Raw genomic sequence first — 12,622 nt, forward strand, 5'->3', positions numbered from 1 at the left:
AGCGCGGTTCCGGGTTGAAGGTCGGTTGAACAGGCTGTCTGACGTAATGCGGCAGGAACGCACTCATGCTCTGCCCTCCATCTCTTTGGCCAGGCTCTAAGGTTGAAAGCCGGTTGAACAGGCTGTTTGCCGGGAACGCGATCATGGACGCCCCTCCATCTCTTTGGCCTGGTTACGATTGAACAGGATGATCGGGATCATCAGGATCGCCAGCATCACCACCGCCAGGGCGGAGGCCACCGGCCAGTCGCGGTTGTTGAAGAACTCCTGCCAGAGCACCTTGCCGATCATCAGGGTCTCCGGGCCGCCGAGTAGTTCGGGAATCACGAACTCGCCGACCACCGGGATGAACACCAGCATGCAACCGGCGATGATGCCGTTCTTCGACAGCGGCACGGTGATTTTCCAGAAGCTGTTGTAGGTGCTCGAACCCAGGTCGGCCGCGGCCTCCAGCAGGCTCTGGTCGTGTTTGACCAGGTTGGCGTAGAGCGGCAGGACCATGAACGGCAAATACGAGTAGACAACCCCGATATAGACCGCGAGGTTGGTGTTGAGGATCTGCAGCGGAGTGTCGATCAGGCCGATGCTTTGCAGGAAGCCATTGAGCAGGCCGTTGTTGCTGAGGATGCCCATCCAGGCATAGACGCGGATCAGGATCGCCGTCCAGGTCGGCATCATGATCAGCAGCAGGTACACCAGCTGCATTTCCTTGTCGGCGCGGGCGATGGCATAGGCCATCGGGTAGCCGAGCAGCAAACACAGGAGGGTACTGAAGAAGGCCATCTGCAGCGAGCCGAGGTAGGCGGCCAGGTACAGATCGTCCTCGCTGAGGAAGATGTAGTTGCCCAGGTTGAGCACCACGGACAGCTGGTTGTCGGCCCAGGCATAGATCTCCGTATAGGGCGGAATGGCCACATCGGCTTCGGCGAAGCTGATCTTCAGCACGATGATGAACGGCAGCAGGAAAAACATGAACAACCAGAGGAAGGGCACCCCGATGACGAAGTGCCTGCCCTTGGGCAAACGGCGGTTGATGCTTCGGGAAATGTTCATGAGCGCAATGCCACCCCGCTGTCATCCTCCCACCACACGTAGACCTGGTCGTCCCAGGTCGGCCGCGCACCGCGGCGCTCGGCGTTGGCGACGAAGGACTGGACGATCTTGCCGCTGGGCAACTGCACATGGAACACCGAATGCCCGCCGAGGTAGGCGATGTCGTGCACGATGCCGCGCGACCAGTTGTACTCGCAGGCTGGTTGTTCGGTGGTGACCAGCAGCTTCTCCGGGCGAATGGCGTAGGTGATGCTCTTGTCCTGCACCGAGGTACTGACCCCATGACCGACGAAGATGTTGCGCTCCAGGTCCGGGCTGTCGATCAGCGCGTGGCCCTCGGCGTCTTCCACCACCTGGCCGTCGAACAGGTTGACGTTGCCGATGAACTCGCAGACCAGGCGGCTGGTCGGCGTCTCGTAGATGTCCACCGGGCTGCCGATCTGGGCGATCCAGCCCAGGTGCATGATGGCGATGCGCTGGGCCATGGTCATGGCCTCTTCCTGGTCGTGGGTCACCATCACACAGGTCACGCCGACCCGCTCGATGATCTCGACCAGTTCCAGCTGCATCTGCGAACGCAGCTTCTTGTCCAGCGCGCCCATCGGCTCATCGAGCAGCAGCAGCTTCGGGCTTTTGGCCAGGGAGCGGGCCAGGGCCACGCGCTGGCGCTGGCCGCCGGACAGCTGGTGCGGCTTGCGCTTGGCGTACTGGCTCATCTGCACCAGCTTGAGCATCTCGGCGACCCGCGCGTCGATCTGCTCCTTGGGCATCTTGTCCTGCTTGAGGCCGAAGGCGATGTTGTCGGCCACGCTCATGTGCGGGAACAACGCATAGGACTGGAACATCATGTTGATCGGCCGCTCGTAGGGCGGCAGGTCGGTGATGTCCTCGCCGTCGAGGTAGATGCGCCCCTCGGTCGGCCGTTCGAAGCCGGCGAGCATGCGCAGCAGGGTCGATTTACCCGAGCCCGAACCGCCGAGCAGAGCGAATATCTCGCCCTTGTTGATGGTCAGAGAGACATCGTCGACCGCGATGGTTTCGTCGAACTTCTTCGTCACCCGATCGATTTTGACCAACACCTCTTTCGGTTGTTGATCGCCCTCGAGAACCTTTTTATAGGCACTGGAAGCAACTGCCATTACCAAAACTCCCGCAAAAGTAGCGCCCAACCCCGACGGCCGGGCGTTTGAAATTACTGGCCTGAGTCGACCCGGTTCCAGCTTCGGGTCATTGGCCTGTGTAGCCTGATCGGCAACTCCGCCGAGATAAACAACCTGTCCAGAACTGCTCGCGGCAGCTACATCGCCGCGCCGCTGGCTACACGTTGATCCGCCCATGAGGATTAGCGTAGCCAAGGAAATCGTCGGCCCCGGCAATTAACCCGGGCCGCACTGGGTAATTCGTCCAGGCCGCAGCCTGCGTGTCACTGTTGGCCGTGCGCCGTTGAGCTGGCGCTCAAGGTGTTGCCGAAGGCTGCTTGCACAACCTGAGTCCTGCCTGAATCGGGCCACCTGTACGGGCCGCTTGTCTACCGGCAAAAAACCTTGTCGTTCAACGTATCGCCGTCCGCCAGGCGCCGTGTTCAGACCCGCCTCTGCTGCTTGCCGAGCTAACCGCAGGCAACAGCATGGCGAATGGCACGGACGCGAGGCCGGCCAGCTGAGTTGAACGATGCATAGTGGGCTTCCTTATTTATTCTCAGGGTTTCTGGCGGGATGCCCCGCCAGAAACCGGGTGGTTCAGCAGATCGCCTGCATCCACCACCTTGCCGGGCTCGCTATCAACGGCCCGATTTCACCTTGGTCCAGCTGCGGGTGACGGCTCGTTGTACCTTCGGCTTCAGCTCGGCGAAGGTGTAGAGCTTCTTCGAGGCTTCCTCGGTCGGGTAGATGCCCGGGTTGTTGCGGATTTCCTCGGCTACCAGCGGCGTGGCGGTGGCGTTGCCGTTCGGGTAGGCGACATAGTCGGAGATCGGTGCGATCACTTCCGGGGTCAGGATGTAGTTGAGGAAGACATGTGCCTCTTCGACATTCTTGGCGTCGGCCGGGATGGCCATCATGTCGAAGAACGAGGCGGCGCCCTCTTTCGGGATCGCATAGGCGACCGGTACGTTGTTCTTCGCTTCCTCGGCACGCGCCTGGGCCTGGAACACATCGCCGGACCAGCCCAGCGCCACGCAGATGTTGCCGTTGGCCAGGTCGGAGATGTACTTGGAGGAGTGGAAGTAGGTGATGTAAGGACGCACCTTCATCAGCAATTCTTCGGCCTTGGCCACGTCCTCGACGCTGGTCGGGTTGGGGTTCATGCCCTGGTAATGCAGGGCAGCGGCGTAGACCTCATCCGGGGCGTCGAGCATGGCGACGCCGCAGGCCTTGAGTTTCTCCATGTTTTCCGGCTTGAACAGCACATCCCAGGAGTCGATGGTGTCGACGCCCAGCGCAGCCTTGACCTTCTCCGGGTTGTAACCGATGCCGGTGGTGCCCCACAGGTAGGGGAAGGCGTACTGGTTACCCGGGTCGGCGGTTTCCAGCGCCTTCATCAGGTCCGGGTTGAGGTGCTTCCAGTTCGGCAGCTTGGCCATGTCCAGCTTCTGGAACACGCCGGCCTTGATCTGCTTGGCGAGGAACTGGTTGGACGGCACCACCACGTCGTAGCCCGAACCGCCGGAAAGCAGTTTGGCTTCCAGGGTCTCGTTGCTGTCGAAGACGTCGTACACCACCTTGATGCCGGTTTCTTTCTGGAAGTTTTCCAGGGTGTCCTCGGCGATGTAATCCGACCAGTTGTACACGTGCAGCACTTTGTCCTGAGCTTGCGCGGCCCCTGCCACCGCCCCGGCGAGGGACAACGCGAGAAGGGTTTTGCCGAATGTTTTCATGCGTACAGCTCCTGTTGTTGTAAAAGTTTTCCGGATGATGCGCAGCTGCGGCACCTTCCGGTGAGCCTGGCCAACGCACTGGCCCAGTCTGGCAAGGTCGCGCCACTCTTTACAACTCTCAGCGTAGTCCGCCGAACGCGATAAAGAGCGGCGTGTTTTCAGCCAGCAAGATCCTCTGCGGTCAAGTCGAGACACAGACGCGCCTTGTCTACCAGTTCGTCGATCTCGGCCTTGCTGATCACCAGCGGTGGCGAAATGATCATGGTGTCGCCCACGGCACGCATGATCAGGCCGTTGTTGAAGCAGTGGCCACGGCAGATCATGCCTGCGCTCAATTCGCTCGGATAGCGCTCACGCGTGGCCTTGTTCTTCACCAGTTCGATCGCACCGAGCATGCCGACACCGCGTACTTCGCCCACCAACGGATGGTCGGCCAGTTCACGCAGACGCTTTTGCAAATAGGGTGCCGTTTCAGCCTTGACCCGCTCGATTATCTTTTCGTCGCGCAGGATGCGGATGTTTTCCAGCGCCACGGCGGCGGCCACCGGATGCCCGGAGTAGGTGAAGCCGTGGTTGAAGTCACCGCCGCGGTTGATCACCTCGAACACCTTGTCGCTGACGATCAGGCCGCCCATGGGGATGTAACCGGAAGTCAGGCCCTTGGCGATGGTCATCAGGTCCGGCTGGTTGCCGTAGTAATCGCTGCCGAACCACTCGCCGGTCCGGCCGAAGCCGCAGATCACCTCGTCGGCGACGAACAGGATGTCGTACTTGCCGAGGATCTCGCGGATCTTCGGCCAGTAGCTGTCCGGCGGGATGATCACACCGCCGGCGCCCTGGATCGGCTCGGCGATAAAGGCGGCGACCTTGTCCACGCCGACTTCGAGAATCTTCTTCTCCAGCTGCTCGGCGGCCCAGATGCCGAACTCGTCCGGGCTCATGTCGCCACCCTCGCTGAACCAGTACGGCTGCGGGATGTGTTCGATGCCCGGGATCATGCCGCCCTGGGCGTGCATGCCGGCCATGCCGCCGAGGCTGGCCCCGGCCACGGTGGAACCGTGGTAGCCGTTGATGCGGCTGATGATCACCTGCTTCTCCGGCTGGCCCTTGACCGCCCAGTAGTGGCGGACCATGCGCAGCATGGTGTCGTTGCCTTCCGAGCCCGAACCGGTGAAGAACACGTGGTTCATGCCTTGCGGCGCGATCTCGGCAAGGGCCTTGGCCAACTCGAGAACCGGCGGGTGGGCGGTCATGAAGAAGGTGTTGTAGAACGGCAGCTCTTTCATCTGCCTGCTGGCGGCATCGGCCAGTTCATGCCGGCCGTAGCCGATGGCGGCGCACCACAGGCCGGCCATGCCGTCGAGGATCTTGTTGCCTTCGCTGTCCCACACGTACACGCCTTCAGCCTTGACGATGATGCGCGGGCCAACCTCGCTCAGCTGCTGATAGTCACTGAACGGAGCCAGGTGGTGGTCACGGCTCATGGCCTGCCACTCGCGGGTTTGCGGATTGCTTGCTTGCTTGGTCATATCCACCTCAAAAATGTACACCATCATCGGCTGCCACGGGCCTCGCGCCCCGGCACCCGCTCGATCAAACCGAGAGCAGGAGGAACTCACGCTCCCAGGAACTGATCACACGCTTGTAGTTCTCGTGCTCGGCCCGCTTGACCGCCACGTAACCACGCATGAACTTCTCACCCAGGTACTCTTCCGCCGCCTTGCAGGCTTCCATTCGCTCCAGCGCGTGCTCGATGGTGATCGGCAGACGCAGATTGCGCCGTTCGTAACCCCGGCCCTTGACCGGCGCACCGGGTTCGAGCTGCCCCACCATGCCCATGTAACCGCACAGCAGCGAGGCGGCCAGCACCAGGTAGGGGTTGGCATCGGCACCGGCCAGACGGTTTTCCACCCGCCGGTTGTCCGGCAAGGCTTCCGGTACGCGCAGGCCGACCGTGCGGTTCTCTTCGCCCCACTCGACGTTCACCGGCGCCGAGGTGTCCGGCAGGAAGCGGCGGAAGGAATTGACGTTGGGGGCGAACAGCGGCAGCAGTTCGGGAATGTACTTCTGCATGCCACCTATATGGTGGAGGAACAGCTCGCTCATGCTGCCATCGGCATTGGAAAACAGGTTCTGCCCGGTCTTGATGTCCACCACGCTCTGGTGGATGTGCATGGCGCTGCCAGGCTGGTCGGTGATCGGCTTGGCCATGAAGGTCGCCGCCACGTCATGCTTGAGCGCCGCCTCGCGCATGGTGCGCTTGAACACGGTGATCTGGTCGGCCAGGTGCAAGGCCTCGCCATGGCGGAAGTTGATTTCCATCTGCGCCGGGCCGTCTTCGTGGATCAGGGTGTCGAGATCCAGGCCCTGGATTTCACACCAGTCGTAGACATCTTCGAACAGCGGGTCGAATTCGTTGGCGGCATCGATGGAGAACGACTGGCGACCGACTTCCGGACGGCCGGAGCGGCCCATCGGCGCTTCCAGCGGGAAGTCCGGGTCGCTGCAACGCTTGGTCAGGTAGAACTCCATCTCCGGTGCGACTATCGGCTTCCAGCCCTTGTCGGCATACAGTTTGAGCACATTCTTGAGAATGTTGCGCGGCGACAGCTCGATCGGGTTGCCCTGCTTGTCGAAGGTATCGTGGATGACCATGGCGGTCGGCTCGATGGCCCAGGGCACCAGGAACACCGCGTTCTCGTCGGGGCGACAGAACATGTCGATGTCCGCCTCGTCGAGCAGGGCGTAATAGATGTCGTCCTCGACGTAGTCGCCGGTCACGGTCTGCAGCAGCACACTCTCGGGGAGGCGCATGCCCTTCTCGTCGAGGAACTTGTTGGTCGGCGAAATCTTGCCACGGGCAATGCCGGTAAGATCGCTTATCAAACATTCAACTTCGGTGATTTTGCGTTCTTTCAGCCAGCTCGAAAGCTGGTCCAGTTTGGTGCTCATAGAGACCTCAGGGTTGATGAGAGCCGACTCATGGAGAGTCGGTTCAGCGCTGCCCCGCCCTCTTCCTGCAAGCCTCACCAAAGGCCTGGAAGATGGCGAGATAATTCGGGTTGGATCCTACCTGCCATTCGGGGTGCCATTGCACCCCCAGGGCGAAACTCGGCGCACCTTCGACGGAGAAGGCTTCGATCAACCCGTCAGGCGCCAGCGCTTCGACGCGAAGGCCCGGCGCCAGACGCTCAACGCCCTGCCCGTGAATGGAGTTGACGGCAATCTCGCTGGGCAAGCCGAGGCCGGCGAGTACGCCGCCCGGCTGCACCCGCAGCAGGTGGCGCGGAGCATATTGCACCTCGAGCGGCTCATCGGCCTGCTCGCGGTGATCGAGCATGCCGGCGACCTCATGCACCTTCTGCAGCAGGGTGCCGCCGAAGGCCACGTTGATCTCCTGAAAGCCGCGACAGATGCCGAGCACCGGGACGCCGGCGGCGATGGCCTGGCGGACCAGGGGCAAGGTGGTGCGATCGCGCTCGGGATCGTGCGGCGTCCCGGCCTCGCTGGGCGAGCCGCTATAATGATGGGGCTCGACATTCGACGGCGAGCCGGTGAACAGCAGACCGTGCAGATTATCGAGCAGGGTCGACTGATCGAGCAGTTCGCCCAGCGCCGGAATGATCAGCGGCAGGCCGCCGGCTCCAATGGCTACGGCACGAACGTATTTGTCACCGGTTATATGGTGAAGATGCAGACCGACCTGTTTAGTACAGGCGGTAACGCCGATCAACGGCAGGCGCGACATGTGACACCCGTTTTATTGCTGTTAGTGGGTTGAAACCGAGCTTAGCCTTGTTCATTTTTTTACACAATAGGGATGTAAAAAATTGAACACACCTCTGTGAGCACCGCGCCAGACAAGGCTCCGCGTGGGACAGCGCTGCCCTGAAACGCCCTGAATGTGGTCACACTGCGCTTTTTTAGGGCAAAATAAGCCACCCTTGACAGGCTTCAAGGTTTAAGATTGACTCAACTCACCGTTGTTTAATGATTGATATTTTTAACAAGAAAGGTGTTGCATCATGTCGGTACCCCCGCGTGCCGTTCAGCTTAACGAAGCGAACGCGTTCCTTAAGAAACATCCTGAGGTCCTGTTCGTCGACCTTCTCATTGCAGATATGAATGGAGTGGTGCGCGGCAAGCGCATCGAGCGTGCGAGCCTGCACAAGGTTTACGAACGCGGCATCAACCTCCCGGCGTCTTTGTTCGCCCTGGATATCAACGGCTCGACGGTGGAAAGCACCGGCCTGGGCCTGGATATCGGCGATGCCGACCGCATCTGCTACCCCATCCCCAACACCCTGTGCAATGAACCCTGGCAGAAGCGCCCTACCGCGCAACTGTTGATGACCATGCACGAAATGGAAGGCGAGCCGTTCTTTGCCGACCCACGGGAAGTGTTGCGTCAGGTGGTCGCGAAGTTCGACGAACTGGGCCTTACCATCTGTGCCGCTTTCGAACTCGAGTTCTACCTGATCGACCAGGCCAACGTGAACGGCCGCCCGCAGCCGCCACTGTCGCCGCTGTCGGGCAAGCGTCCGCATTCGACCCAGGTCTACCTGATCGACGACCTCGACGAATACGCCGAATGCCTGCAGGACATCCTCGAAGGCGCCAAGGAGCAGGGCATCCCCGCCGATGCCATCGTCAAGGAAAGCGCCCCGGCGCAGTTCGAGGTCAACCTGCACCACGTCGCCGACCCGATCAAGGCCTGCGACTACGCGCTGCTGCTCAAGCGTCTGGTGAAGAACATCGCCTACGACCATGAGATGGACACCACCTTCATGGCCAAGCCCTACCCGAACCAGGCGGGCAACGGCTTGCACGTGCACATCTCGATCCTCGACAAGGACGGCAAGAATATTTTTGCCTGCGACGATCCGGAGCAGAACGACGCCCTGCGCCATGCCATCGGCGGCGTGCTGGAAACCATGCCGGCGTCGATGGCCTTCCTCTGCCCGAACGTCAACTCGTACCGCCGCTTCGGCGCGCAGTATTACGTGCCGAACTCGCCGTGCTGGGGGATCGACAACCGTACCGTGGCCCTGCGCGTGCCGAACGACAGTGCCGATGCGGTGCGTATCGAACACCGGGTCGCCGGTGCCGATGCCAACCCCTACCTGCTGCTGTCGGCAGTGCTGGCGGGCGTGCACCACGGCCTGACCAACAAGATCGAGCCAAGCGCGCCGGTGGAAGGCAACTCCTACGAGCAGAACGAACAGAGCCTGCCGAACAACCTGCGCGATGCCCTGCGCGAGCTGGATGACAGCGAGGTACTGGCGCGCTATATCGACCCGAAGTACATCGATATCTTCGTCGCCTGCAAGGAAAGCGAGCTGGCCGAGTTCGAGAACTCGATCTCCGACCTCGAGTACAACTGGTACCTGCACACCGTGTAAGCACTACCCGACGCCGGCTTGATGCCGGCGTCGTTTTAACCAGCCGAATCTGCCGCATCGCCAACAACTCTGACAACCGCGCATAAGCCTGCGGCGGGGTACTGCTGCGCCGAATTCAGCCGTGGACGCACCACCGCCAAGGAGAAACCCATGTTGCGCCTGCTCGCTTCGCTACTGCTCGTGCTGCTGCCGCTACTGGCTCACTGCGCACCGCAAGCTGCGCTGGAAAAAGCCGAGGACAGCCTGCGCGTATACAACTGGAACGACTACATCGCACCGCAGGTGCTCGAGCGCTTCGAGGCCGAAAGCGGAATCCGCATCGAATACCACACCTTCAGCAGCGCCGAGGACATGCACGCGGCGCTCGCGGGCAGCGAGGCCATCGACATCATCGTGCCCTCGCACAACGACTTGCCGCAACTGATCGGGGACGGCCTGCTGCAGCCCCTGGATTTCAACCTGCTGCCCAACCGCGTACACCTGGACAAACAGCTGCTGAGCAAACTCGCCGCGGTCGATCCGGGCAACCGCCATGCGGTGCCCTACCTGTGGGGCGCGGTCGGCCTGGCAATCAACACGCCGCAGGCCGAAGCCGCATTCGGCGGCCCGCTACCCGACAGCTGGAGCCTGCTGTTCGACCCCGCACAGAGCGCGCGTCTGGCCAGTTGCGGCATCAGCGTGCTGGATGCACCGGACGAGACCCTGGCGCTGCTGCTCAACTATCAGGGTCGCAGCCTGACCCGCAGCGCAGCGAGCCGCATCGAACGCGCCAGCAGCGTGCTCGAGCGCCTGCGCCCCAACCTGCGCTACGTCGACAGCCAACGCTATATCGATGACCTCGGCAATGGCCGCCTGTGCGTGGCCATGGCCTGGGTCGGCGACGCCCTGGCGGCCGCCGATGCCGGCCAGCCGGTGCGCTTCCTGGTGCCGGATGAGGGTTCGGTGCTGTTCATCGACAACCTGGTGATCCCGCACAACGCCCGCCGTGCCGACCTGGCCCACCGCTTCATCGACTACCTGATGCAGCCCGAGGTCGCCGCACTGATCACCACGGCAACCCTCTATCCCAGCGGCAACGCCGACTCCAAGGCGTTTCTCGACGCGGCTCTGCGCAACCAGCCCGGCCTCTACCCGGACGCCGCGACCAAGCGTCGTCTGCATGCCCTGGAGGCGTTACCGGAAAAGCACATGCAGGCCCGCGACCGGGTGTGGCCGCGCTTTCGCGATGGTGCCCTGCCGCTGTAGGGCGGGTGCTTGCGCGCCAGCCGACTTGCCTGCACAGCACCGGCTGGCGTCCAATGGCGCGTCCCTTGCCGAGATGATCGCCATGCAGCGTACCGCCCCCGCCCGCAAACCCCGCGCCAGCAGCCAGGCACGGATCGCCGTGATCCTCAAAGCCGCCCGCGCGCTGCTCGCCGAGCAGGGTGTGGCCAATCTGTCGATCTACAGCGTGGCCGAGCGCGCGGCCATTCCCGCGTCCTCGGTCTACCACTTCTTCGCCAGCGTGCCGGCGCTGCTCGAAGGCCTGACCGCCGACATCCATGCCGCCTTTCGCGCCAGCCTGCAGGCGCCCATCGCCCATGCCGAACTGCGCGACTGGCGCGACCTGTCGCGCATCGTCGAGCAGCGCATGCTGGCGATCTATGCGGCCGATCCGGCCGCGCGTCAGTTGATCCTGGCCCAGCACGGCCTGAGCGAGGTGACCCAGGCCGACCGCCAGCACGATCTCGAGCTGGGCCGGCTGATGCAGGCGCTGTTCGAACGGCATTTCGACCTGCCGCCACTGCCGGACGATGTCGATGTGTTCGCCCTGGCCATGGAACTGGGCGACCGCGTCTATGCCCGTTCGGTGCAACTGCACGGCGGCATCACCCCGCGCCTGGCCGAGGAAGGCATGCGCGTGTTCGACGCCTACCTGGGCCTGTACCTGCCGCCCTGCCTGCCGAAACGCGCCGCAGCGCTGTAGCCAGCGCCACTCGCCCGTAGCCTGGATGCAATCCGGGGAACTCGACGGGCTGACGACAGCTCCCGGATTGCATCCGGACTACGCGAGCCGGACAGGGTGGATTGCGCCTTGTTCATCCGCCATCGTCGCTGGTGGATGGGTAAAGCGTCATCCACCCTACAATGCTAAAGCCTCGCGGGCATGGCCCGCTCCTACGTGCCGCCGAGGGCATGGCCATAAATGCGGATATTTATCTGCGTTTTTATCGAAAGTAACTCACAAAAAGATGAAATGCACTTTTAAAACAGATTTTTATCGATTATAAAGTCACATAACCGCTCGCCGACACGGCGTCGTCACAGGTCGTCTGCTAGCGTGTAACGACCACCGTCCATTGCTCCTACGAGGTGTTCCATGTCCCGCATCGTCACCGTCGCCGCTACCCAGATGGCCTGTTCCTGGGATCGTGCCGGCAACATCGCCAACGCCGAGAAGCTGGTGCGCCAGGCCGCGGCCCAGGGCGCGCAGATCATCCTGATCCAGGAACTGTTCGAGACCCCGTACTTCTGCCAGAAGCCCAACCCGGACTACCTGCAGCTGGCCACCACGGCCGAGGCCAACGAGGCCATCGCCCACTTCCAGAAGGTCGCCAAGGAACTGCAGGTGGTGCTACCGATCAGCTTCTTCGAGCTGGCCGGGCGCGCGCGCTTCAACAGCATCGCGATCATCGATGCCGACGGCAGCAACCTGGGGATTTATCGGAAAAGCCACATCCCGGACGGCCCCGGCTACCACGAGAAGTACTACTTCAACCCGGGCGACACCGGCTTCAAGGTATGGAACACCCGCTACGCCAAGATCGGCGTGGGTATCTGCTGGGACCAGTGGTTCCCCGAGTGCGCGCGCAGCATGGCCCTGCTCGGCGCCGAGATCCTGTTCTACCCGACCGCCATCGGCACCGAGCCGCATGACCCGACCATCAGCTCGCGCGACCACTGGCAGCGCGTGCAGCAGGGCCACGCCGGCGCCAACCTGATGCCGCTGGTGGCGAGCAACCGCATCGGCCGCGAGGACCAGGGCGACTACCACATCAATTTCTATGGCTCCTCGTTCATCGCCGACCAGTTCGGCAAAAAGGTCGAAGAGCTCAACGAGACCGAGGAAGGCGTACTGGTGCACAGCTTCGACCTCGACCAGCTCGAGCATATCCGCAGCGCCTGGGGCAGTTTCCGCGACCGCCGACCGAACCTCTACGGGCCGCTCAAGACCCTCGACGGCGCGCTGGAGTCCTGAATCGAGTAGGGTGCGCGGGGTCGCCCAGGCCGTGCGCACCGCCCCTACGCAATC

General features: G+C 62.4%; 10 protein-coding genes. 4 read left to right on the forward strand and 6 right to left on the reverse strand.

The features are described 5' to 3' along the window. Window positions 1-141: 141 nt before the first annotated feature. The 6 genes from BM315_RS18220 to BM315_RS18245 all read right to left on the reverse strand — a co-directional run bounded on the left by BM315_RS18220 (window position 142) and on the right by BM315_RS18245 (window position 7,676). Window positions 142-1,023 (reverse strand): ABC transporter permease subunit, encoded by an 882-nt coding sequence (locus tag BM315_RS18220; protein WP_170862256.1) that lies wholly within the window; start codon window positions 1,021-1,023, stop codon window positions 142-144. Between the two features lie 26 nt (window positions 1,024-1,049). Next, window positions 1,050-2,192 (reverse strand): ABC transporter ATP-binding protein, encoded by a 1,143-nt coding sequence (locus BM315_RS18225; protein ID WP_090503778.1) that lies wholly within the window; start codon window positions 2,190-2,192, stop codon window positions 1,050-1,052. Window positions 2,193-2,833: 641 nt separating this feature from the next. Next, on the reverse strand, window positions 2,834-3,928 hold the full coding sequence (locus BM315_RS18230) for a polyamine ABC transporter substrate-binding protein (RefSeq protein ID WP_090503781.1): 1,095 nt from the start codon (window positions 3,926-3,928) through the stop codon (window positions 2,834-2,836). A 158-nt stretch (window positions 3,929-4,086) separates the two neighbouring features. Further along, window positions 4,087-5,457 carry an aspartate aminotransferase family protein gene (locus tag BM315_RS18235; RefSeq protein ID WP_090503895.1) on the reverse strand — a complete coding sequence of 457 codons (1,371 nt, stop codon included), beginning with the start codon at window positions 5,455-5,457 and terminating at the stop codon, window positions 4,087-4,089. A gap of 64 nt (window positions 5,458-5,521) precedes the next feature. Beyond that, window positions 5,522-6,880: a glutamine synthetase family protein gene (locus tag BM315_RS18240; protein ID WP_090503783.1), complete on the reverse strand. Its 1,359-nt coding sequence runs from the start codon at window positions 6,878-6,880 to the stop codon at window positions 5,522-5,524. Between the two features lie 43 nt (window positions 6,881-6,923). Continuing rightward, window positions 6,924-7,676: a gamma-glutamyl-gamma-aminobutyrate hydrolase family protein gene (locus BM315_RS18245; RefSeq protein WP_090503784.1), complete on the reverse strand. Its 753-nt coding sequence runs from the start codon at window positions 7,674-7,676 to the stop codon at window positions 6,924-6,926. 277 nt (window positions 7,677-7,953) lie between these two features. On the opposite strand from BM315_RS18245, the gene BM315_RS18250 reads away from it, so the two are divergent. The 4 genes from BM315_RS18250 to aguB all read left to right on the forward strand — a co-directional run bounded on the left by BM315_RS18250 (window position 7,954) and on the right by aguB (window position 12,568). Continuing rightward, entirely contained in the window at window positions 7,954-9,330 is a 1,377-nt protein-coding gene (locus BM315_RS18250; protein ID WP_090503787.1) for a glutamine synthetase family protein, read from the forward strand. Window positions 9,331-9,480: 150 nt separating this feature from the next. Next, entirely contained in the window at window positions 9,481-10,575 is a 1,095-nt protein-coding gene (locus BM315_RS18255; RefSeq protein WP_090503789.1) for a polyamine ABC transporter substrate-binding protein, read from the forward strand. Window positions 10,576-10,657: 82 nt separating this feature from the next. Next, window positions 10,658-11,296 carry a TetR/AcrR family transcriptional regulator gene (locus tag BM315_RS18260; RefSeq protein WP_090503897.1) on the forward strand — a complete coding sequence of 213 codons (639 nt, stop codon included), beginning with the start codon at window positions 10,658-10,660 and terminating at the stop codon, window positions 11,294-11,296. A gap of 393 nt (window positions 11,297-11,689) precedes the next feature. After that, window positions 11,690-12,568: an N-carbamoylputrescine amidase gene (gene aguB, locus BM315_RS18265; RefSeq protein ID WP_090503792.1), complete on the forward strand. Its 879-nt coding sequence runs from the start codon at window positions 11,690-11,692 to the stop codon at window positions 12,566-12,568. Window positions 12,569-12,622: the final 54 nt, after the last annotated feature.

Source organism: Pseudomonas borbori (genome assembly GCF_900115555.1).
In the GTDB taxonomy this organism is placed as follows: domain Bacteria; phylum Pseudomonadota; class Gammaproteobacteria; order Pseudomonadales; family Pseudomonadaceae; genus Aquipseudomonas; species Aquipseudomonas borbori.

Excerpts from the sequence above, each read along its gene's own strand:
- BM315_RS18225 (WP_090503778.1), bottom strand. The coding sequence starts at position 2,192 with ATGGCAGTTGCTTCCAGTGCCTATAAAAAGGTTCTCGAGGGCGATCAA.
- BM315_RS18230 (WP_090503781.1), bottom strand. The coding sequence starts at position 3,928 with ATGAAAACATTCGGCAAAACCCTTCTCGCGTTGTCCCTCGCCGGGGCG.
- BM315_RS18235 (WP_090503895.1), bottom strand. The coding sequence starts at position 5,457 with ATGACCAAGCAAGCAAGCAATCCGCAAACCCGCGAGTGGCAGGCCATG.
- BM315_RS18240 (WP_090503783.1), bottom strand. The coding sequence starts at position 6,880 with ATGAGCACCAAACTGGACCAGCTTTCGAGCTGGCTGAAAGAACGCAAA.
- BM315_RS18245 (WP_090503784.1), bottom strand. The coding sequence starts at position 7,676 with ATGTCGCGCCTGCCGTTGATCGGCGTTACCGCCTGTACTAAACAGGTC.
- BM315_RS18250 (WP_090503787.1), top strand. The coding sequence starts at position 7,954 with ATGTCGGTACCCCCGCGTGCCGTTCAGCTTAACGAAGCGAACGCGTTC.
- BM315_RS18255 (WP_090503789.1), top strand. The coding sequence starts at position 9,481 with ATGTTGCGCCTGCTCGCTTCGCTACTGCTCGTGCTGCTGCCGCTACTG.
- BM315_RS18260 (WP_090503897.1), top strand. The coding sequence starts at position 10,658 with ATGCAGCGTACCGCCCCCGCCCGCAAACCCCGCGCCAGCAGCCAGGCA.
- aguB (WP_090503792.1), top strand. The coding sequence starts at position 11,690 with ATGTCCCGCATCGTCACCGTCGCCGCTACCCAGATGGCCTGTTCCTGG.